Source organism: Pseudomonas sp. Z1-29 (genome assembly GCF_051131995.1).
Classification (GTDB): Bacteria; Pseudomonadota; Gammaproteobacteria; order Pseudomonadales; family Pseudomonadaceae; genus Aquipseudomonas.
Window position 1 is genome coordinate 4,497,757 of the sequence record NZ_CP071645.1, and the last position, 21,279, is coordinate 4,519,035.

At 51.4% G+C, this 21,279-nt stretch carries 21 protein-coding genes and 2 pseudogenes; 11 read left to right on the forward strand and 12 right to left on the reverse strand.

Annotation, left to right across the window (positions count from 1 at the left end; genetic code table 11):
* Positions 1-160 precede the first annotated feature (160 nt).
* Positions 161-991: an HNH endonuclease gene (locus tag J3P84_RS20425; protein ID WP_434625487.1), complete on the reverse strand. Its 831-nt coding sequence runs from the start codon at positions 989-991 to the stop codon at positions 161-163.
* 876 nt (positions 992-1,867) lie between these two features.
* Between J3P84_RS20425 and J3P84_RS20430 the strand changes: the two genes are divergently transcribed.
* The gene (locus J3P84_RS20430; RefSeq protein ID WP_434625489.1) at positions 1,868-2,485 is read left to right on the forward strand and encodes a hypothetical protein; all 618 of its coding nucleotides are present in this window, start codon (positions 1,868-1,870) and stop codon (positions 2,483-2,485) included.
* A gap of 221 nt (positions 2,486-2,706) precedes the next feature.
* Here the strand turns inward: J3P84_RS20430 and J3P84_RS20435 are convergent, their stop codons facing one another.
* Positions 2,707-3,540, reverse strand: coding sequence for a serine/threonine protein phosphatase (locus J3P84_RS20435; RefSeq protein WP_434625491.1), 834 nt, complete (start codon positions 3,538-3,540; stop codon positions 2,707-2,709).
* Positions 3,541-3,557: 17 nt separating this feature from the next.
* A complete protein-coding gene (locus J3P84_RS20440; RefSeq protein WP_434625493.1) occupies positions 3,558-3,710 on the reverse strand; it encodes a hypothetical protein in 153 nt (50 codons plus the stop codon).
* Positions 3,711-3,962: 252 nt separating this feature from the next.
* Between J3P84_RS20440 and J3P84_RS20445 the strand changes: the two genes are divergently transcribed.
* Positions 3,963-4,430, forward strand: coding sequence for a hypothetical protein (locus J3P84_RS20445; protein ID WP_434625495.1), 468 nt, complete (start codon positions 3,963-3,965; stop codon positions 4,428-4,430).
* Between the two features lie 206 nt (positions 4,431-4,636).
* Here the strand turns inward: J3P84_RS20445 and J3P84_RS20450 are convergent, their stop codons facing one another.
* From J3P84_RS20450 to J3P84_RS20470, 5 genes are all read right to left on the reverse strand, one after another.
* A complete protein-coding gene (locus J3P84_RS20450; RefSeq protein WP_434625497.1) occupies positions 4,637-6,595 on the reverse strand; it encodes a hypothetical protein in 1,959 nt (652 codons plus the stop codon).
* Between the two features lie 689 nt (positions 6,596-7,284).
* On the reverse strand, positions 7,285-8,076 hold the full coding sequence (locus J3P84_RS20455) for a GIY-YIG nuclease family protein (protein WP_434625499.1): 792 nt from the start codon (positions 8,074-8,076) through the stop codon (positions 7,285-7,287).
* Between the two features lie 57 nt (positions 8,077-8,133).
* The gene (locus J3P84_RS20460) at positions 8,134-8,331 is read right to left on the reverse strand and encodes a hypothetical protein (protein ID WP_434625501.1); all 198 of its coding nucleotides are present in this window, start codon (positions 8,329-8,331) and stop codon (positions 8,134-8,136) included.
* Positions 8,332-8,580: 249 nt separating this feature from the next.
* The gene (locus J3P84_RS20465) at positions 8,581-9,876 is read right to left on the reverse strand and encodes a hypothetical protein (protein WP_434625503.1); all 1,296 of its coding nucleotides are present in this window, start codon (positions 9,874-9,876) and stop codon (positions 8,581-8,583) included.
* Entirely contained in the window at positions 9,876-10,778 is a 903-nt protein-coding gene (locus J3P84_RS20470; protein WP_434625505.1) for a putative phage abortive infection protein, read from the reverse strand. The genes J3P84_RS20465 and J3P84_RS20470 overlap by 1 nt, the downstream gene beginning before the upstream one ends.
* A 660-nt stretch (positions 10,779-11,438) precedes the next feature.
* Here J3P84_RS20470 and J3P84_RS20475 point away from each other — a divergent pair.
* Positions 11,439-11,984: a hypothetical protein gene (locus J3P84_RS20475; protein WP_434625507.1), complete on the forward strand. Its 546-nt coding sequence runs from the start codon at positions 11,439-11,441 to the stop codon at positions 11,982-11,984.
* A gap of 80 nt (positions 11,985-12,064) precedes the next feature.
* On the opposite strand, the gene J3P84_RS20480 is transcribed toward J3P84_RS20475, so the two are convergent.
* Entirely contained in the window at positions 12,065-12,532 is a 468-nt protein-coding gene (locus J3P84_RS20480; protein WP_434625509.1) for a hypothetical protein, read from the reverse strand.
* Positions 12,533-12,719: 187 nt separating this feature from the next.
* Here J3P84_RS20480 and J3P84_RS20485 point away from each other — a divergent pair, with 187 nt between their 5' ends.
* The 4 genes and pseudogenes from J3P84_RS20485 to J3P84_RS20500 all read left to right on the forward strand — a co-directional run bounded on the left by J3P84_RS20485 (position 12,720) and on the right by J3P84_RS20500 (position 15,648).
* Positions 12,720-13,040 (forward strand): hypothetical protein, encoded by a 321-nt coding sequence (locus tag J3P84_RS20485; protein WP_032900654.1) that lies wholly within the window; start codon positions 12,720-12,722, stop codon positions 13,038-13,040.
* A gap of 386 nt (positions 13,041-13,426) precedes the next feature.
* Positions 13,427-14,428, forward strand: a complete 1,002-nt coding sequence (locus tag J3P84_RS20490; RefSeq protein WP_434577987.1) for a metallophosphoesterase — start codon at positions 13,427-13,429, stop codon at positions 14,426-14,428.
* A gap of 68 nt (positions 14,429-14,496) precedes the next feature.
* Positions 14,497-15,105 (forward strand): annotated as a pseudogene (locus J3P84_RS20495) (histidine phosphatase family protein); the annotation flags it as partial.
* Between the two features lie 300 nt (positions 15,106-15,405).
* Positions 15,406-15,648 (forward strand): DUF7693 family protein, encoded by a 243-nt coding sequence (locus J3P84_RS20500; protein WP_434581263.1) that lies wholly within the window; start codon positions 15,406-15,408, stop codon positions 15,646-15,648.
* A gap of 200 nt (positions 15,649-15,848) precedes the next feature.
* On the opposite strand, the gene J3P84_RS20505 is transcribed toward J3P84_RS20500, so the two are convergent.
* Positions 15,849-16,883, reverse strand: a complete 1,035-nt coding sequence (locus J3P84_RS20505; RefSeq protein ID WP_434577988.1) for a chemotaxis protein CheB — start codon at positions 16,881-16,883, stop codon at positions 15,849-15,851.
* Positions 16,884-16,895: 12 nt separating this feature from the next.
* Between J3P84_RS20505 and J3P84_RS20510 the strand changes: the two genes are divergently transcribed.
* The 4 genes and pseudogenes from J3P84_RS20510 (at position 16,896) to J3P84_RS20525 (ending at position 18,586) form a co-directional block, all read left to right on the forward strand.
* Positions 16,896-17,150, forward strand: a complete 255-nt coding sequence (locus J3P84_RS20510) for an AzlD domain-containing protein (RefSeq protein WP_434625511.1) — start codon at positions 16,896-16,898, stop codon at positions 17,148-17,150.
* Positions 17,151-17,308: 158 nt separating this feature from the next.
* Positions 17,309-17,518, forward strand: coding sequence for a hypothetical protein (locus J3P84_RS20515; RefSeq protein WP_434631448.1), 210 nt, complete (start codon positions 17,309-17,311; stop codon positions 17,516-17,518).
* Positions 17,515-17,990 (forward strand): annotated as a pseudogene (locus J3P84_RS20520) (hypothetical protein). Before J3P84_RS20515 ends, J3P84_RS20520 begins: the two are co-directional and overlap by 4 nt.
* A 242-nt stretch (positions 17,991-18,232) precedes the next feature.
* Positions 18,233-18,586 (forward strand): SH3 domain-containing protein, encoded by a 354-nt coding sequence (locus tag J3P84_RS20525; RefSeq protein WP_434625513.1) that lies wholly within the window; start codon positions 18,233-18,235, stop codon positions 18,584-18,586.
* A gap of 16 nt (positions 18,587-18,602) precedes the next feature.
* Here J3P84_RS20525 and J3P84_RS20530 read toward each other — a convergent pair whose 3' ends face one another.
* Both J3P84_RS20530 and J3P84_RS20535 read right to left on the reverse strand, forming a co-directional pair.
* Positions 18,603-20,114, reverse strand: a complete 1,512-nt coding sequence (locus J3P84_RS20530) for a sensor domain-containing diguanylate cyclase (RefSeq protein WP_434581268.1) — start codon at positions 20,112-20,114, stop codon at positions 18,603-18,605.
* Positions 20,115-21,048: 934 nt separating this feature from the next.
* Positions 21,049-21,273 carry a DUF2188 domain-containing protein gene (locus J3P84_RS20535; RefSeq protein ID WP_041478933.1) on the reverse strand — a complete coding sequence of 75 codons (225 nt, stop codon included), beginning with the start codon at positions 21,271-21,273 and terminating at the stop codon, positions 21,049-21,051.
* Between the last annotated feature and the right edge of the window lie 6 nt (positions 21,274-21,279).

Consider the following 21,279-nt stretch of genomic DNA (forward strand, 5'->3'; position numbering starts at 1 on the left):
TTTCGGGGCGTGACCCCAATGGGGGTCGGCTGTCGTGAACCAAACCGCCAAAAGCGGACGTCTTGGTCATGCGGGCTTCCATCCTCACCCGCTAGTTTGCTGACAAGCTACCGCACCAAACTTGGCCGCTATTAATTAAAGCTCAACCTCCAGAGTAATCCTATGTGCGCTTGATGCGATGCTGAAGGTATTTCATCGCTTCAGGACGAAAATCAATCTTGTGCGCCCCTACCAGCTGATGGATCGTTCGCTCCTCGAAGCTTAACTCTGGATCGACCACCAACATGCGATCCGAGTCAAAGCCAATGACCCCGGCATCCATCAGTCTGTGAAGGGACGCAGTCAGGAGGATGCCATTGTAGGGATCAGTCAAGGCTGGATCATCCTCTTCACATACCCCCACCGGTTTGAGATGTGCAGCCTCTAGTGCTAATGAGGAACCTGTGATAGCGCAGCGCCCAGCCCATAATGCTGAGGTGCCCAAGCTGAAATTGCCTTGGAAATTTCGAACACGAGTCGCGCGCTCTGTGAAACTCTCAAGTCCACCAAGGCGTGGATTTAGTACATGCGGCTCCAGAATCATTTTTTGACGTTGGCTGAGGCCAAGAGATTCAAGTTCCGAAACAGGCACTTCAATCCACCCCTGCCGGGGGTATAACAGGTTTGGACGAGCTGCTCCATCCCGCCAACGAGCCCGCCTTTGAGTTTCTACCACTCGCAGGCCCTTCTTGATGACCTTAAACTGCGCCACCTCATCAGTTAGAAAAGCCTTCTGCAACCCGATAAGTGCGGAGAAGTAATCACTGATTTCAGGCCGAGCTTTGAAGCCCCATTTGTACGCTCCATCAAGGCCTTTCCAAGGCAGAAAACACCAGCCTGGAGACGATGCGTAGCGCCCGACAGGCACGAATACAGTGACGTCATGTGGTTGGTAAACTTTTGGTTCCTCTAGCTTTTCGCGAAGATAACCTTGTAGCGCGGCTTCCTGCATTGTGTACCCTCTCCTGAACTTTTCGAATGCTGCCACGAAGTCTCTATTCCAAGAATTGGATGTCGGCATTGCGGCTTGAAACCGGGATGTTCAAATGGATGAATTCAATGGACGGCGTTAGAAAGACCATCCATTTCTTCCGCCGTGAACTCATGCCGTCTCGGGGTTTTCGATCTCAGCTTCGGTCATTAGATCAGCATACTCATCCCAAGCAGCAATTAGCCAGTGAGGCAGCTGATCGTGCCTCTTGACCGCCACTCTAGAGCTTCCATAAGCCATGTGCGGTAAGAGTACCGTGCGGACAAGGAGGCTATCTGGATTGACCTGAAACCGTAAAGGGTTGCTGCGGAGATAGCGGTATTGCACGGTTACCAGCTTGGTTTTGTGCGTGCCCCTGCGGGGATGGCTGTCGTGAACCGAATCCTGTCTATCGACAGGGTTCGGCCCTCCGGGCTTCCGTCCTCATGCCTTCGAACGTCCTGGTCTGCGCGCTCCGCTTGCATAATGACTTAAGTCACCTCTCGGCTTAGACATTACTCGTAGCTCCTACATACTGCTTCCATCCAGTCAGTGGTGGAGTTAGCTCGATGTCATGGTCACTTTGGAAAGATAAACGTCCTGAATGGGTGCAGGCAGAGGAACGAGCGTTCATAAAGGCTGTGAACAGTTTGAGAACGCTACAGATAACTACGCGGGTCGGCATGAGAATCGACCCTGAAGAACTCAGAGACCAGATCCTTGCGTCACCAGAACGGTACAAAGGGCTGGTGAAAAGATAGCGGTATCGGAGCAATTCCTTAGGGAAGCTGTGCCTCAAGGGATTAGCACCTAGACTCTATCCAGCGTCCTATGGAAGGGGCAATTTCAGGAGATCACATGCGCATACTCATTAAATATCAAGATGGTGAAGGCTGCATTACCGAACGGGAAATCTCGGATTTGCAAAAGGAAACCGAAATTCTCATTGGCGCGTTTTGCCACGCCCGTGATGAATGGCGATCATTCAATATAAATCGAATAATTCATGCGGTAGCTAAAGACACGGGAGAGTTGATCAACCCTTATAGGCTTGTGCCGGAGATGCGTGACGAGCAGTCTCTCGACTCGCTGACCTGGAAGTACCGACAGGCTATCAAATCGGTGAAATTTTTCTGTCTCACCACTCGAGGATTCGGTAAGCGCGAGCGCCCTCGGATCGTCGATTTCGTCAAAAACCTAGTGCATACGTCACAGCACTCCGAAGAAGATATCAGCGAGTGGGTCAACAACCTCTGGTGCGCAGACCTTTATCGATACCGCGATGGTGACGTTGATGAGTACAAAGGACTGCTAGAGCAAATCCCTTATTCACTGCTCGACCAATGTCGAGAGTGCGCGCTGAAGATAGTCGTGGGCTCAGGCCGAAAATCCGAAAACCCCGACTGGTTGCAGAGAATTGATGAAGAATTCAGCTCTCACCCCGTAGTGCGAAACCCGATCAGTCCCGGGGTTTGACCTTGTCGAAGGAATGAATGATGAAGTTTTTACGGGACGCACGAACCCTTAAGATCAAAGCTGTCAGCTCCCTTCGTATCGGGATGCAGTCCCTTCAATAGCTTTGACGACGATGGCCGTATCACTACCGTGTTATTCCACCTTCAGCACGCCTGTGAAATGCTGCTGGTTTAGTGGCGAAAGCGTCCTGAGATCCATATTGTGAAGCCCAGAACAGCAAATCAGGCGCCGAAAAGCCTCTGAAGCAGCTGCTCCGTCTGCGTTCCACTGTACCTTGCCTTCAGCTCATCAAGCTTGGCACCTCTGCGCTCGCCGGTGAGTAAGCTTAGGCCGTGTAACGCGTTAATAAGCTTCTGAGATTCGGCGTCATCATCTCTCATGCTGATCCACGACGAGTTCGCCTGCTTGGCCAACGCTTCAGCCTTGCCGCTGAGCCTCTGCGATTCAATCAACCTGTTACCGCTTACCTCGGTCTTAAGCTGACTGAGGACTTGCTCTAGCTCCTGCAACTGCCCTGTGATGATCTCTGCACCATCAAGTGACACAGGGCGCCCCTCTACATAGATCACATCCTCCTGGATGCAGTAGATTGCTAATGGGCCATCCCCTCCTCCCGTGCAATCAAGCGCAAGAAAATTCCCCAATCTCAGCGGTTTCGGTATCCACGTATGTCCCGAGCACACTCTCCAGATGCCGGTAACACCATCACGATAATGCTTGATGATCCGTTCCCTGCCCCACAGAGCGATCTCTTCGATCTGAGCATTGTCTAGGCTGCCAACAAACTCCTGCCAAGAAATCCCTGCCGGCACATCGGCATGAACGACACCGACCAGGCCACGTGCGGACTGAATTTCTATGGCGGTCGGAAGACGTTCCAGCCTTTCGATCACCATTCCTTTCGACTCATCGGCGATGGTTGCCCACCAACCCGCACCGTGGGAGCTGTAGCGCGCTTGTGGATTCTCACGGTAAGCGTTGATCAACATTTGTTCGTGATTGCCCTGGACACAAAAGAACCAAGGTTCGCCGAGCAGATTTAGGCCATCTAGCATCCCAGGCCCACGGTCGATCAGATCCCTACAGCAATGACCCGATCAACCGCATTGTCAAAGCCGAGCGCACGAAGCCCCTTGTGCAGCTCCATGGTTTTGAAGTGGATATCACCGACTACAAAGTCACGACCAAGGTCGTTTTTGGGGAGGCGTAAAAGCGCCTGCTTCATTTTGGATCGGTACTCCGGAGCGTTTGCCGATGGGTTGATTGAGTAGCTTCATTGTACCCCCTTGTCAGCAGAATGAGCGCCGCCAACCTACCCTTCCACTACTTTTCGAGCTGTCGGCGGCAAGAATTGGCGGCCATGTGCTACTATTGAAATTGATAGATTTCCTCTGATCATCAGTTGTCGTAGGTAGTAAAGCTAGTACAAGCTTCAAACATTCAAAAACATCACTCTATACAACGACGGAACGTTTCGATGTCCTTTCTCGTGCCAATCTTGCTCGCCGTCCTGACCTTTCCTTTTCTGCAAAGCCGCCTTTGCAAGGGACATTACAGTTTCGCGAAAACCTATTTCGGATGGGGGCTTCTGGGGACAGTTGCACTGTCGCTCGGCATCTTCTGGCTGCTTGGCCCGATTTTCTTTCAACAGGATCACGGCAGAGGTGATAGGGCAATTTCGGTCACCTTCAGGATTTGGAGTCTCGTGACTTCGTTCTACATGATAGGCATCTGCATTGGTCTCAATCACATCCGAAAAAGAGATGATCGTCCGCTGTTGAACCTCTACATCGTCATGCTCATCGTCTGCACTGCTTTATTGTTCCTATCCAGCTTGGCGGCAGCGCCCGTTTACTGGTTTATTTACGGAGTGACGGCCTTCATCGCATACAAAATGCGGACGAACCAAAATCTTGGGGAATCGCCCAAATCCTGGAATGACTGAAGGAAGCCAATGAGCCGTCTGTGTGCACGCGGATGAGCGCAATAGGTTGTATGCGTAGCGAGAGCTTATGGACTAGCAGTTGAATAATTGGAACTATAGCGATGAGAACAGGCCTGTGGCGGCGCAGTGCCAAACCTCTGTTGCCATGCTAAATCTGCTGACCTCACTGCTAGCAAGCTCGACACCCCACGGTCTTTGGCTGCAGGTCAGGTCAACAGATCTCCCCATTTACGCTGCAACGCTTGCTCGTCTGCCACTATCTGCTGGGTAAGCGCGGTGATCCATTCGGTTGCAAAGGTGTTCGCCTCCCGCAGCAGCGACATAATATCGTCGACCTGAAACTCACCTGGTTGTTGTACCGCCTCTGCTTCGGTAAGCATTTTCCGCACCATCATGTTCAGGTCTTGTTTGGAAACGACTTTGGCCAAGCCGTAGGCCATGGGAACCGATTCGCCTTCGACGTCTACCACTGCACCTGGCAGCTCCAGATACTTTTCGCAAATCATCAAAAAACCCGTGAAGAAAGCTTCAAACACATTGTCGTGGCGTAATTGCTCCGGAATTTTGTGGTACGAGAAACCGTACATGAACGAAAGCGCAAAAAAGATGTGCGACTCCACATCGGCTTGGGGCTCGCCCGATAATTTATGCGCCTTGGTCAGTACAGCATTGAGGCATTGAATCGGCAGACTGAACAACAATACGTCGTCGGCATCGGTGAGTTCAGCTTGCAGGGCCTGCGAGATGCCGCGCATTTTGGCGATGGCGGTGGCGCCATCGGCCACTAATGATAATTGGTCATCGCCCAGCAAATTATCAAGCTGTTTGTCGAAACCAAGCATGGCCACCGATACTGGCGCTGCCAAATTTGGCTGGGGCAGGAGTTCTTCTTGCAGCAACTTGTCGAGGATCTTGTCGCGATTTTCCAGCACGAATTTGACGAACACATGCTCCTTAAGCGCCAGTCGCACAAAACCGGGCAAGAAGGCGTAAAGGATGCTAGCTAGCTTTTCGATGTTTTCATCGTTTCGCAAAGCCGCCATCGACGCTTCGCCGGTCTTCTCCTTCAAAAAAGGAATAATTCTCGATTTGTTTTGCTCAATGGCTCCGCCGACATAGCCAAGGAGTTTGTCCTTGGTGCCATTTTTGGCAGGCGCAGCTGCTTTTTCCGGCGTGATTTTTTCCGTCTGCGCAGTCACCGTGCGCACGGGTGCCTGCTGCAGAAAAACCTCAGGTTCAATGAATGTAAGCGATTCCACTTCATCGTTGGCGGTGTGGGCGGGCTCCACCGGCGCTGGTATTGCGGCGGGGGAACCGATCACTTCGCCAGCGCGCGCAGCTTTCAATTCCGCATTAATCGCGGAAAGGAATGGCCCGAGTTCCTTTTCGCCAGCCTGAGTTAGCGTGCCGATCTTGCGGCCATTGATATACAGGTCGCGCTTGATCAAATTAATAGTTTCAGCGTGGCGCCAGAAGAACAGCCGGGGCGAATCCATCAGTACCTTCAGGGCGAAGGTTTCGCGACCAAACAGCAGCCCTTCCTTTGCGCCGCCGAACAGCGTGTCATCGATCAATATCAGCACATCATCGGCGACCAGAGATCCGCCATAGGACTCGAGCGCACCTTGAAGTTTTTTCGGCGGGATGTTGGGTGTCACGAACACCCGCTCGGGCGCTAAGCGCTGCGCTGCAGCGACCATGCGCTGTATCACTTGCTGCACCTGCACATCGGAAAGCTCGGCTGGGCCGCCGACCACCACTTGGGCGCCCGCCCCGCCAGCACGAACCACTTCCCGCCATTCACTCAACAAAGAAAAAAAGTGCTGGAGGTTTTTTTTGTCCACCACGGACATGCTCGTGACGGCTTCGCCGTTAAGGTGGATTTTGGCGCCTTTTGCTTCCAGCTTTTCCACATCCTTGAACTCGAAAGGCTCCATGTCGGCAAATACTTCTTTGAAGCCAAAGAAATCCTCTGCGATCAACGCGCCTTCTTTTCCGCTACCAAACACCGTGTCGTCTATCAGAACCTTAATGCTAGCTGGGTCTTCATTTAGGCCATACGAATCCAGTGCATTATTCAGCAGCTTGAGTGGGATGTGCGGGGCGACGTAAATACGGTCGGCGCCCGAATAACGTTTGGCTGCAAGAAACTCCAGTAACAACATATGCGCACCTTCAATTCGGCCGCCAGCTCCGAGCAAGCAGGTTTAAAATGGGATCCAAAAGCATTTCTTAGCATGCTTTCGGCCGATCTACCGCAATCTTGAGGCCAAGTCTTGTCATACATACCACTTCACGTGCCCTGCTCGCGTGAGTGAGCATGTTTGAAAAAAGCCCCTCATGGTAATTTTCACGACATTTTTCTGAGCAATCCGGCCTTCGCTCCGGATCATGTCCAGAGTCGGATGGGCATTTGACTTCGTGAGTATGCTCAACATCTACGGCAGCTGACGGCCCCGCCCTAGGGGCATGTGAATGTCGCAGTACACTGTGTCGTCATCGTCCGTCATACCCATCGGATTTCTCCACTCAACCTGGTCGTTTTCCGCCGCGTCCGACTAGCGCGTTTTTTGTGCGTGCCCCTGCGGGGAATGGCTGTCGTGAACCGAGCCTTGGCAACCCGGCGTCTTGTCCCTCCAGGATTACATCCAAAACGTCGCGCGCTCCGCTTGCCATACCTATCAATCTCTACAACGATTGTGTTGAGCTCAATTACCGCGAAAAATGCAACAGTCCGGACGGCAGGCACTTACGATTTGATCTTGGAAAACCGATTCGGAACAGATCCGGTTGCGCTGCTAACCTACGGCCCTGCGCCAACTTCAAGAGCTTGGAGCGTAAACACCGGGTTTAGCTAGTTCCCATTCAGCCCAGCATCTCTAGTAAGCAGGCGCCTCTTCCATTCGCTCTCGAGCTGCATCATCTGCTTCTCGCCAGTGTTCTTATCCGCGATCTCCAAGATCGAGAAATAAAAGCCGTTGGTAAAAACACTGCCCTTTTCAGCTTCCAGTGCCTTGAGCCGCACATTCCCCCCATGCCCACCGTGAGCATAGGTTTCCCACCGTGCCCAAATGCCTCCCTCTCCCGTTGCGCTACCCACGTAGAGCATGTGGTGCTCACGATCTGAGATGAGGTAGACGCCGGCCACACTGCTCAAAGCAGACCGCCAAGAATCGATCTGTTCTTTTACAATGACCTTGAGTGTTCTGTGACTGATATCTACGGCCTTGAAGCCAGGGAAGTCGCCCACGGTCATTCGCTTGGCTCGAAGAGAATGCACCCGCATGTCATGCACAACCTTGTCGGCATAAACGTAAGCCTGACGTCCTGAACGAGCGTACTCAAGGATTAGCCGCCCCTCGAGTTCCTCAAACCCAGCGAGGTGGCGATAGGTATATTTCCACTTGGTTTTTGTGTCTGCGGGCCTCTTCGTAGGCGCCAACTGGTCATACACACCGGCGAAAAGCCAACGCTTTGTGCCTGGCATCTGGATCAGGCTAATCAGATACTCACGACTGAAGTTTTTGGCGTTTTGGTAGGACTGCCATTCATCAAAAGTGCCCGCGATGAATTCGTCGATTGGCTCCTCCACTTGGTTGAAACCAGCCAAATGGATCTTTGCTTTCCTGAGATCGAGGTCGCGCATGTAGTGTTGCAGAAGGGTTAGAAACACCTTGAGATTCCGTTCTGTTGAAGAGGACGTTTATGGCTGAATGCCTTTGATTTTTTCCAGCTTCATTTGGTATCCCTGGCCTGGCTGTGTAATCGTTTCAGTCTCGACCGTCTGAACGGTTCGACCTTCCGCATCCTTGGTAACTGAGATGCTTTTGCTATAGGCAGTTTGCACGCAACCAGAAAGAGCAGTGATTGCCAACAGCAGGAGGGCAGCATTGAGTTTCATTGTGGATTCCGTTTCCAAATTTTGGGGTGGCAAGCTTACAAGTCGAAGTGGCCTAATGCCACCCCTCCCCCCCGAACGAGCTCCTCCATGAAAATTAGGTCTTAGGAAGTGCCTACAAATGCCCTGCTCCTAGCGGCCACCTACCTCAACACATGTTGTAGTTGTCTCTCAAGTCTGCGGTATTCCATAAAGCGTAACATTTATTGTTTTGAATATAGAATCTTAGTTAGGCCTCGATGACAAAAATCATCATTGAGCACCCGCGTGATTTTTTAACCTCTCATAATTAACCACCCAGCCAAGTGGCAACACAGATATTGTTTTTTTCCGCGCATCCACGTTATCTACAACTGACTCTATCAAGTTTGCACTGGAGAGGCTCTGCAAGTGCGGCACCATGGCTTGATAGCTCTTAAATCCAAACTCAGGAAAATCACTAGGCTTCAAAGAACCGCCTTTCCTAGTAAGTGCATCAAAGACTGCCCACGCTCGTTTTCCTACAACAGAATTTTGCAGGATTTTACTAGCCATGCTAGTCAGCCACTCCTCCAGCAAAGCGACTTTCTCTTCCGTTTTAGAAAAATCGACTCCCCTCATAAGTGCCCACAAGGTGAAATCTTGGCAGTATTTCATGGCTATTCGCAAATTTTTATGGCCTATATGATACAGCATCAAAAAGCCATCAATCTCGACCGGGGCTGAAACTACATCTTCAATTTTAAAAGCATTCAACCGTGCTTCAATTAGTGCACCTATGTGCTCATCCCGAACGGGTAATATATCTACCGGATCGCCAAGGAAGCCTACAAGCCTCCCCGTACTTGCAACACTCCTGACGATGCCTCTTGCCCCACAAAGCACCCATCGCAAGCCAGGAATATTTAATACTTCATCTCTCATCTCTTCCAATAACGCTTTTGCTTCACTGGACGTCTCCAGCAGTTCGAGATTATCTATAACACATAGAAAAAAACCAGACTGTGGGTCTTTAAACTGCGTTTCTAACCACGTTTTAACTTCATCAATTGCCTCAGCCAGTTCAGAGCTGTCCGTACCTACGCTCGACTCACTCACACCACCATTTTCAGATGATACGCTGATTGCCCTGAGAGCTCGACGCCATCCTTCTAAAACTGGAATTGTTGGTATGGAAAGTTTTTGTACAGGTAAAGTATCTCTATTAGCTATTAACGCCTGAACAACTTGAAGAAAAACTTTGACTCTGAACGCAGAAACATTTTCTCGTGCGGACAGTTGAAAGTTTTTTTGCAGAGGAAGCACAAACTTGCTTTCTCCCGCTAAATACGATTGGAAAAGCCTGTAGCCGGCGACTGATACCAAGCTGGTTTTGCCGACGCCATTCCCACCTTCAAGTGTGGGGTGCGTATGCAAATTTAATAGCGATATTGATAGCGACCTTAACTCGGCCTCTCGCCCAACAAGTAACTTATCCCCTAACTCATCAGAGGTTATGGGCAGTGAATTATATGGACTATCAGTTAACCCTAAAGACTTCCAAATATCTAGCGATCCGCCGACACTCATCACTTAACCCCTTCCGCCAATACTTTTTTTAGATAGTCGCTAGAACCGAAAGCTGAGCGACTATAAAACCCTATTGTTTGAATTAATGCAGGATCTTTATTGCCTTGAACATCGAACGGCATGTGCTCCAACAAAGAATAACGCTCAACGAGTAGCTTATACTTAAAATACTGATCAGTCTCAATCTCACAAAAACAGTTAACTGCCAGCAACTGAACAACATCAGACCTTAAGAAGGATCGAATTATGTTAGAATACATTTTCTCACTATCTTGCAACGGTGCAGATCCGAGTGTCACCACATCAAATTTTGACACTAGGGCAGAGTTTGGAATACAAACGCAAAGAAACTTGAGCAACTGATATAGGGCTCGAAAATAATGCCCGCAATCTTCGTTATGCGTATCCATCGCGATTTTTGCTTCAGCCAGGCTTTCTTTATCCCAGTCAAATACGTGATCATATGCAAGATCAACTGGCGACGCGGAAACTTCCGAAATTTTAGTTGATATTGACTCTAAAGCTTTGTTGTGCTGCGCCAACAGCGAAAAGAAAGTTGACTCAAACTGCTGCCTAATCAACGTATTTGCCTGTTGCTGCAAAACTTTTTCTGACTTCTCCTGCGCATCCGCCGAGCGAGAAAATTGCGTTCTCGCTTCTTTTAGCTCCTTCCCCTGAAGATATATAGTAAGAAGTAAGCCACTAAAACTAAGCAGCCCAAATACCGGATTCAGCACCCCGCCTACATAATCGCCAAACGTACCCCAATCCGCATTAAGAGTGCTAAATCCGCCTTGAAAATTTTCAAAATACAGAGACAGCACTTTATATACAAAATATACCAATACTACAACCAACACTAAAACAACAGTTCCCGGAGCGTATTTCCTTAAGGTATCCATGCTACTCCTATCATATTCGCCGAAAAACTTTATCGCCATTTATAGGATTTCGATTATAGACGCCTACTGCGATCTGGAACCAGACACATTTTTCCGTTTTGTGCATTTACCAAGTCCAGAACTTCAACAGCGCTGGCCATTTACGCAGCGATGCACGCATCAAGCAGCTTGTAGATCGAGGAGAGACCGCCCGTGCACGCGTCGTTACCAACATTTTTTGAAGCTGGTGGGTGTCGTCAATCATCACCGCGCTTTCGCTGAGGCAATCAAGGATGGCAAGGAGTTCGCAGGCGTTGGGATCACCAGGACGGAGGCAGGCAAGTGCCCACAGAGTCCTTCGCCTAGCGCCCTCAAGCTGACGGAGTTCATCGGGGTTCATTTCAGCGCATCCTTGTTGATTTGATATCGGGCAGTAGCTATGGCGTGCCGCCTGCGGCGGAAGGCTGGCGAGAACTGAGCCACGGCTGCGCCGCGTCTCAGCCTGTTGGGCGCTCATCCTGCACGCCTGCGCGCTCCGCTTGCCTTAGAATTCAAATGCATTAGCTGCGTTGGGTGGATGTGGATAGAATCGATTATTGTCGGCAAGATTAGTCTCAGATCGCATGGTCGATAGCAAGAGACCGACTCAGTGGACAGTGCTATCGAACTACCGGAGAAATCGTGGGCAACTTAATAGCTTTGACACGAAAAAACCTACATGAGCTCGAAGCTATCGAACGCCTCGCCTCATTTCGAGGTGCCGACCGATTCGGTGCTCTGGCTCTGCAGTTAGCTTACGACTATCCGGTCAAAATCGAAGAGCCCTACCAATCTATATCCAAACTGCATCACAGCTCTATCATAGGCATGAGTGACGCTCCGTTTGAGGCGCTGCGCATCGTTTGCGAAGTCGTTATCAACCGAGTTCCTGAACTGCTGCGGATACTGTCATACCGTAATCGACATGAGAATCGAACGACTGTCCCCCATGGGCTTTGGTTAGCTCTTCTAGAACGGGCCAATGGAGATATGTCTGTCATTGAGCCTTCAAGTTCGCGCGCCGTTGATGGGCGCTTGCCTCCAGATTTTTTTGCCACATGCCACGACTTGATATCTAACAACCAGGCAGTGTTTGACCAGAATTTTTTACTCGCACGTAAGCACGAAGGTTTATCAGCCAGCAAGGCCGTGGAGAGCTTAATCGCACACAGACGAGGCGGCATTTGAACACTCAGGCTGAGCTAGATCCAAAAGCTCAATGGGTTCGATGCATTCGTATGGCTGGGGTGCTACACCCCTTCGAAAATTCAAGCTTTAAAATAAGCACGGCAGGCCTCCATCAAAGCAGTAGCGTCATGCAGAGCTCGATGGTGCCTGGTTGTTGGCAGTAGGCGATAAATGTCACTAGCCGCCTCCCGGCCCACTAACACCTCCAGTGGCTTCAGCTCGAAGGTGGGTATCAGATCTGCTGCCTCGAAAAGCACATCGAGCCAATACCCGTCTTGCGGTGAATCGCTGCAAAGCACCTGCCCTGAAAACAGCTGATTCATATTTCTCGCTACAGCTTCAGGGGTATCACCTTCCTTAAACAAATGATCCTGAGTGAGACAATGCATGTCTTGCGCATCGAACGACCAGTGCGTCCAGTAACGGGCCGGCTTGATCAGCGAGTTGAAGGAGGTCTCAGCCGACACGACGGCTACCTCGAGAGGGTAACTGTCAGGAGCTATTCCAGAGGCTTCAAAATCAATAAAAAAAGAAGGCCGTTCCACCATGCTGCTCCTGTTTTAGGATGGATTTTCAGCGGCTACACCGACTGCTTGTGTGGTTGCGCCGCCATCCCACTCGACCAACCGTTTCTCCTGCATTCGCTCATGCAGTTTCTGACTCGGTTTTGAGTGGTTGCTCTAATTTCGCAGAGGTAAGGTCTGCCCTCAACTAAAGAAGAGAGCAGGTGTTTTGATGAAAAAAGTCTTAGGCGTAGCTTTGCTGCTAATTGTGGCAGATGCGCAGGCACAGACTGTGGAAGCGGAGATGACAAAGCTGAAGCAGCTTGCCGAAAGCTGTATCGCTTCACTTTCTACTCAGAGCTGCGGCGCAACCACTTCCTGTAATGTGTTCAAGAGCTACAGCAGAGAATTGATGCCGGATGGCCCTGCTGGCTATTACGAGTTGCATGGCCCGGATAAGTCAATGAACCCTCAAAATGGAAAGCTGGTTAGCGAGGCAGTGAAAGCCGCTTCCAAGGCAAATAAGGCCGGAGAAAAGTGCAATCCGACGTAGCTGCTTTTGGATCTGCAGGGCGCATTCCTATGCGATTCAGGTGGCCGATAGCAGTCTAGCGCCAGGCAGCTATCAGCCGGTTCCGTCCGTTTACGTAAAGCCCAGACGCTCGAACGACTGCTGAAGACAATCTGAGCAAATCGCGGTTTATGGCGCGCCCTATCGGGTCGGCTGTCGTAAACCATGCCATGGCTGACGCCAAGTCATGGCCCTTTGGGCTTCCATCCTCGCGCCTCCGGCCTACTGGCCTGCGCGCTCCGCTTGCCCCAAAGCAATGGAGCTTAGTCATCCTGCTTGGTCATATTTCTGTTGGAAGGTGGGGTTGCTGGGTGGACAATACGGTTTTGCTCACCTGGTAGCTGGCCACTGAGGAAGGAACCCCGCGCATGAGTCAGAAAGTCCAGAGGCTTCCCCGGAACGAGGTCGGTCGCGACTTCGTCGTCGGTGACATCCACTTCAAGACGATTGATCTTCATAAAGGATTGTTGAAGCTAGGTTTCGACAAAGCTACCGACCGAGTCATCGGGGTGGGTGACCTCATAGATCGCGGGCCTGGAGTCCTCGACGGTCTGAAGCTTCTTGGTGAGCCGTGGTTCTTCACTGTTCAAGGTAACCATGAGCAGATGCTTATCAATGCTTACAGGGAAAACCCTAGCGCTCGTTACGTAGCTCATGGTGCAGGCTGGTGGTCGACCATAGCCGACGAATCGAAAGAGATGATAATTGGAAAGCTTGAGAGCCTTCCCACAGTCATAGAAATTGAGTCCCCTCGCGGTTTGGTTGGCGTTGCTCACGCTGATGTCCCTGCCGGGATGTCATGGATCGAGTTCGCTCGAGACATCTCGATCCCTGCTGTCGAAGAGATTGCGCTATGGGGGCGCGAGCGGATCAAAAAGCACCATCGAGAAGGTGTAAAAGGGGCATGGCGTGTATGCACAGGGCACACCTGGATTCCAGAGCCGGTTCGATTAGGAAACGTTCTGGCACTCGATTGCACGGGAGGGGGGGAAGGGCCACTCGCTATCTATTGCGTTCAGGACGACACAATTTACGTCGAAGGGCGTGCAGTGTCACTTGACCAAGCGGACGTCGTTACCGAGTTACTGGAAGAGCTTGAGCATACGGCAGGTAATCTGAAAGCAACCATCCATGCTAATAGGCTTATTGAGGCGCAAAGCTTGAGCCATGAGGCCGACGAGTTGGCTCGTCGAGTGAGCACTATCTGGCTGACCTTGGGTTCGGAAATTAATGAGTCTCAGAAGTTACTTAACGCGCTTCACGGACTCAGCCTGCTCACCGGGGAACGAAGGGCAGCTAAGCTCGAAGAGCTGAAATTCAAGCATGCAGGCACCCAGATAGAGGGGTTGCTATCGAGACTTCTTGATTGAAGGTTGAGTACCAGTAATCTTGGGGATCTCAGAGAAATGACGGCCTAACCTGTGCGAGTAGATGGTTAATGAAGCATGTCAGGCTAATCCGCCACGGAGAGAGCGCTGCGAACGCAGGCCAAGCCACTTTAGATCACGCGACCATTCCTCTCACTCCGAAAGGAGTTGAGCAAGCGCACTTGGTGGCACTGTCGTTTAACCATGCACCGGCTCTTATCGTTGCCTCGCCTTTTACTCGAGCCCATTCGACCGCTATGGCGACCGCAGCGGCTTTCCCGCATATCCCATTTGAAACTTGGCCCATCCACGAATTTACCTATCTTGAGCCCGCACGGTGTATCGATACGACCGTTGCCCAGAGACGAGGTTGGGTGGACGCATATTGGGCCAAAGCAGATCCTGGTTTCACGGATGGTGACGGCGCTGAGTCATTTCTAGATTTCATAGCTAGAGCTCAGTCTTTCCTGAAGCGTCTTGCTGAACATCCCGCCCAAGACATCGTAGCGTTTACTCATGGTCAGGTTATCAACGCTGTAGCTTGGCTGATTGAGCGCAAACCTCTGGGCATTGATGGCGAAGCTATGGTGGACTGGCGTGAGTATGAGATCGCGAACCAAGTGCCCAATTGTGGTGGGTGCCTGCTTTCGAAAGATCCCGACCAAGCCGGGTGGAGAGTAAGCCGGTCAGCCGCCGAGGAGTCACGAATGGATGCCACCTGGCGCGTGCCGGGCAGAGCCTATCAAGTCGCCCGTGATCCTGAGCGCCTGCTTATTGAAGAGCGCGCCGAAGCTCTCTCAGCCGCAGGCTATCCGCTGCCAGGTGATGATCCGGCTATGTACGCTGAGCGAAGGCTGAAAGAGGCCAGAGCGGCAGCGGGTTCATCCCAGGTAGGTAGCGTTAGCGAAAACACTGCGGCTGAGCTCTCCGCAAGAGAGGTGTCCCAGGTACTGAGGGAGGCGATTTTCGGTCGTAGCGTCATGAGTAAGGTTGGTCATGAATCGTGGGACGAGATTTACGCCGGCCACTTCCTGATCAATGTAGACGGTTGGGATGTATCGATTTACAACGATTGCGATGAGCTTGACTACTGCGAAGAATGCGTAAGTCCAGATGGGCGGCGGTGGTCGTTTGACTCTGGAGACCGCTTTGGCACAGATCCCATAGCACTGCTCAGCACATGGGAGCATCAGACACTAGAGCGGATGCTGAAGGAGTTGTGAGTCTGATTTAACGTATCGTTGCGTGCCCCTACTAGGGAACGGCTGTCTTGAACCAAGCCTTGGCGTAACGCAAGCGTCTCGGCCTCCGGGCTTCCATCCTCACGCCTGCGCGCTGCGCTTGCATGATTACCGCCGAGTTTGTGGTGATCAGCTAGCTATCGCGGCAAACTCGGCGAGATACGCTGAGGGTCTTGGTTCGGTTAGCTGCCGTTAGCGTCATCATGCCCGAATAAAGTCGGATCAAGCACTAGACTACGCAATGACTCAAGGCGCCGTTCTGCAGCATCAGCTTGCTTGTAGAGCTCAGAAGCCTCATTGGGCGTACCTGCTGCTTTCGCCAGCTCGGCCATCTGGCGTAATAACATAATCCGCTCCTCCACTGCTCGCAAAGTGTCCCAAAGTCCGGTATCGATAGCGGCGTTGACCTCACAAATCAGCGACTTGATGGAAAACGCGTGACCGGTGTGGCAGCGAAACCTCACGATTGATCCTTCATGAATCTGTACCAAGACTCCGTGACAATCCGGGCAGGTGAACTTAGAAATTTTACCGAGATCCATGACGCCGGCTTCTAAACCGTTGCCGTTTATGGCAATGGTATTTTCGACTAGATGGCTTGTTGTTACTTCGCTCTGAGAGCGTTGACCAGCCAGGGTGCCGACCACTTTGGCTAACTCACGTGCGATGGATTCAACCGAGCCAACTAAATCGATCTCAACGTGTTGTATGGCACTTTCAGGCATAGAGCTGAGCATCGCTTCTGAGGGACTCTGAACGTAGCTCAAGCCACCTCGATCTTTCACCGCCCAAAGCCCAGCGGTGCCATCATCAAGTGCGCCTGACAAGACTATGCCTATTACTCTGGCGCCATAGCTCACCGCCGCTGAACGAAATAACACGTCCACAGCAGGCCGAGCTCGGCATTCCTTTGGCCCGCGCGTCAAGCGTATACCTTCCACCGTCACCACCAGATGACGATCCGCGACGGCCACATAAACGGTGCCCGGCTCCAGACGCTCACCGTCTTGAGCCGCCTTGACTCGCATCCTAGTCACCCTTGAGAGGATGCTGTGAAGCACGCTTGGCTCGTGAGCGGGAATATGCAGCACCACGAGAAATGCAGCTGGCAAATCTGAAGGGAGATGTTCAAAGAACGACATAAGGGCTTGAACACCACCCGCAGAAGTACCTATAACCACAACGTTTCGTGCACTAGCATCCAATTTACCATTCACGATTATTTTCCTATGTTTAATCTAATAGCACGCAGGGAAGGCGTTTTCGTCATGTCCTTCGTGCCCATAAGCTACCGTGTGCAACAATTCATCAGTGCGATGTCTGGCTCAATCCTGATAGCTGTCCTCACACCCTTAGCGGTTACAGGTGGCAATGGCGCCCGTCTCGCCTTGTTGATGACGGGCATCATAACGCTGGTTTCGAAAAAACCTTTGCCAGCGATTGCTGCGGGCATTGCCGTAGCGGCCCTATGGCGAAACCTTTGAGTTGGTTGTCGGCCCAGTTGCTGCGGCCTGGGCAGCCGCTTTTCCGTCGAGTTTGACTTACCTGAACCGTATCAGCGGCCTGCCGTGGTTTGAGGGGTAACGCAATTCTTTAAGCTATCCGGTTGCTATGCTGTTCTTTTAGCCTGAGGGAAACGTGCATCGTGACTGAATATTCACTACCCGATATTTTGGAGAGAATGTACCAAAATCAGCTCGCCCTCGAAGCAGCCCTGATGGAATTGACCCTCCACGTAGAAGCCCAGGGACAGGCCGAACTCGGCGACAATGTTCGTGGCGCGCTCTACACAATTGGTGAGAACGCTGGTCATATCAAACAGGGGCTGGCCCGGCTCAAAAAGCTCACATGACCCAGCCGCTTTTTGACCTTGATCTCAAACGCGTTTCCTACACCCACTACATCACTGGCAAGGCTGCGATCAACTTTCCGCACGCTGAAAGCACCACAGGTGGGTGGCATTTCCTGTCCTACTTCGACCGGGATTCGGGCGCAGCGAAAATGTCTTGGCAGGTATTCATTATCCAGATACGACCGATTTCTTTGGAGACGCTGGAGTCATCGACGTAACCGACGAGCTTGCGATGCGAGGCTGGTCAGAAGACGGCAAAAGGCTGTTCATAGCGGATCATTACAGAGCCGCAGCTGACATGATTATCAGATGGGCCCTTAGCGACTCCGAGCGCTGCAATGTCGTGATTGATGAGTGGGTTCCATTCCCATCAGACAAACAACGCCTACTTGAGTTACTCGACGTAGCAAAGCCGGAGCTCTTCAAGGTTGGCAGGCTGCAAAAAGTGGAGGCTTGGCTAAGCTTGCATTAACGTAGATACCGGCACGCAACCAGCAACTTGGTGCAAACTGGACGAGGGCAATGGATATGCGTAAAAAATCTCAGTCGTGGTTTGTCCCGCTTCTAATTGTCTTCGCAGTCTTTTAGGCCATAACCAAGAAAGACAACCATCCCGCTCACGTTCCGCTCAGCCAACAGGCCACGCCGAATACCTTAGTTTCTGCTTCGTTACCAACGACCCAGCCAGTACAGAGCGTACCAGTTGATCAGTTCGTGAATGCAGATAGATTGAACCTGCGGAGCCAGCCAGGAGGAAAGGTCATCTCGACGTTGAAACGTGGCGACAGGGTTCAAGTTTTCGAAAAGAAAAATGGTTGGGTTCGCATCAGCGTGGATAGTCAGCCAGCTAAATGGCTATCATCTAAAAGCCTGTGTGACGGCGCGAATTGCTACGCAGTCTCCAAGCCGCAACCAGTCCGTCAGGCGAGACCTGCTCCTCAGCCTACTCCTCGACAAACGCCGAGTTATGGATCTTCCTGTCCTTGTTCTTCCGGAAACGTTTGTATCGGGCCAAGAGGCGGTCGGTACTGCATTACCTCAGGTGGAAACAAGCGCTATGGGGTTTGATGGATATGAAAACGATCTAGCTTTCTATCCGATTCCTTCCCTTTGACTTCGCGGCGTAAAGTAAACGGTCAGCTTTGAGGAGGAAATTCTTGTAATTCTCATCCCCTGCTTTGCAAGTAGAGATTACACCTGAGCTTATTGTGACTATGCCAAATGGGCTCGCTGAATGTTGAATTTTTGCGCTCAACAAGGAAAGTCTTATGTTTTCTGCAACCATAACCGCACCTGCGAGTTCGGTGTCCGGAAGCAGAACTACAAATTCTTCCCCACCGTAGCGAGCAGCGATATCACCTGGCCTGTTGACGTTGGCTGCAATAAGGTTCGCTACGTGCACAAGGCAATCATCGCCGCTCAAATGACCGTAATGGTCATTATATTGTTTGAATAAATCTATATCCAAAAGAATTAAGGCTAAGCTTGTCTGATTTCTCGTGGCACGCTTCCATTCTTTGTCCATAGCCAAGTCAAAACTTCTCCTATTGGCAAGAGAAGTGAGACCATCTGTATGGGCAATCACCTCTAGCTCTCTGCGGATTACTTTGAGCTCGCGCTCTGCAACAAGCAGTTGTTGGATCTGCCGATATAGCAAGCTGCCTAGAAATGCCAATGCCAATATGATGGAACCTACCAGTGCAGTCGATTGGTAAACATATGACCACCAAGGAGCAAATACATGCTCGTACGACACTCCGGCTGCTGCGACGATAGGCAGCCCAGCCAAGCGACGATAGGCATAGATCCGCTCAACACCATCGACAACGGATTTGAGAATTGCAGTACCGCTATCGCTCTGGGGTAGATACCGGCTAAAGATCTCACCTTTGGAAAGATTGGTCGTCATCAAAGCTGCGACTGTCGGGCGTCGGGCGAGTAGCTCGCCGTTATCGAGTGCTAGGAAAATTACTCCTTCGTCGTCAACGTCCACACGCTTGAAAAAGCTTTGAAAATAAGAAACCGGAACAGTGGCTAAAGCAACCCCCGCGAAGGCTCCATTAGCTGTTTCAATACGCCGGCTGATTGGAATCACCATGTCGCCAGTCGTACGACTTTCAACTATGGAGCCTACGTGGATGGACTGGTCATCATGCTCACGATGATAAATGAAGTACGCTCTGTCGCTGTTGTTTTTAGTTTGCAAACCTTCAGAGAATGAATTGGCCATCCAATTGCCTTGTGCATCGAAGATGAAAAGCCCCTGAATGCCTTCAATATCGCTCACCTGTCGGGCCATCAGCTTCGCTAAGCGCTCTTGTTGATCGGGGCCAATCCCATCGTGCGCTACACGCTCAGCGAGATCTCGCAAGGTATTGTCGGCTTGCAGCATCGTGTCACGTGCCTGCTGTTCTGCGGCAAGGACAATGTTCGAAACAGTTATTTTGGCCGCGTCTACTCGCTCGCCGGACGACTTCACCATCTGCCAAGCGGTTGCGAGGGTCAACGAAAAACAAACTAGAAGAATGAAACCTATCAGCGAAAGAGACAATGCTTTAGGTGTCAGCCTTGCTGATATCGGTAAGAAGAGCGTCATTTTTTCGTCGTCAAAATTTGCGGTGGGCTTAACAGAGCAATCTTCATACCGTAGATCTAAAGAAAGATCAAAGCATTCGCCCGCAGCTTCTGAGCGCCCCCGGAACGCGTCGAACATTGACAGAGCGCCCAAAATCCAATACCTGCGCCACCTTGTAAAACGCCTTAAACACCCCTTCGACTGATGGTGCGAAAACTCACCCCCATTGGCTGCTAAAGATATTTGCAGCCAGTTGCGCAGCGCTACCGATGCTCAATTGTGGCAGCGACGTTCGTGTGGGGGTATATCAATCACTGCCACCCAAGCCTTGCCAGGATCTCGCGCCGGTAAGGTGTATCGATCTGGGAAGGCACTTTTCCGATGTAGTCGCGCGCATGCTCACGTGTTTCTCCGCTTAAGCCGGCAAGATAGGCAATAGCGTCTTCGGCTGCGGGAACTAGCCCTTCAATGCCTCTAAGCCTTGGTGGCAGTCCAGTCCAAATTACCGCGTCCAATTGGCGGTGGATTGCCCATTCAGCAATGACTCCCTCTGCCGTCGCACCGACCACGAAACTGCCGATGCCATCCTCCCGATCTTGAGGAACCCCCTCTCGAATTCTTAGGGCCTCGCGCGCGTCATCAAGGTTGTCCAGATCTAGTACCGCCCAAAGCACTTTGCACCCTGGGGCGTTCGCACATATGGCTGTCGTAAGGTCTCCGTTATCACTGACTCGGGCGAACTCGATGGGCAACACCGGGCCGTCCATAAACCATTCGCTCGCAAGCGGTAGGGTGTCCGGTTTCCAAATCAACGATCCCCATCCTAGGCATGCAATTACCATGATCAGCACCTGTGTTTAAAACGAGCTCACTTGAAATGACCGGATACATCTAGGTTGGCTGCTTGCACAGCAGTCCGGTGCAATGCGCACCGCCTCCAGGGCAGAGAATTGGTTCAGCCTTTTGTTTTCCTTGGATCCGCTGATCGAGGAAATGTACGTTCCTCTTGGATCGTGCCGTCCTCTTTGTGAATTTTGAGAGAGGCTGTTTTTCCTTGGAGAAACTCGCTCGCTATCTCGGTAATTTCTGCTTTGGTAGATGCGGTCTTGGAGGCGCGTTGCGCGCCCTCTTTGACGAGCTCCCAAAGTTTTTCCGTTTTTTTGATGTGATAGTTATCCATTGGCTC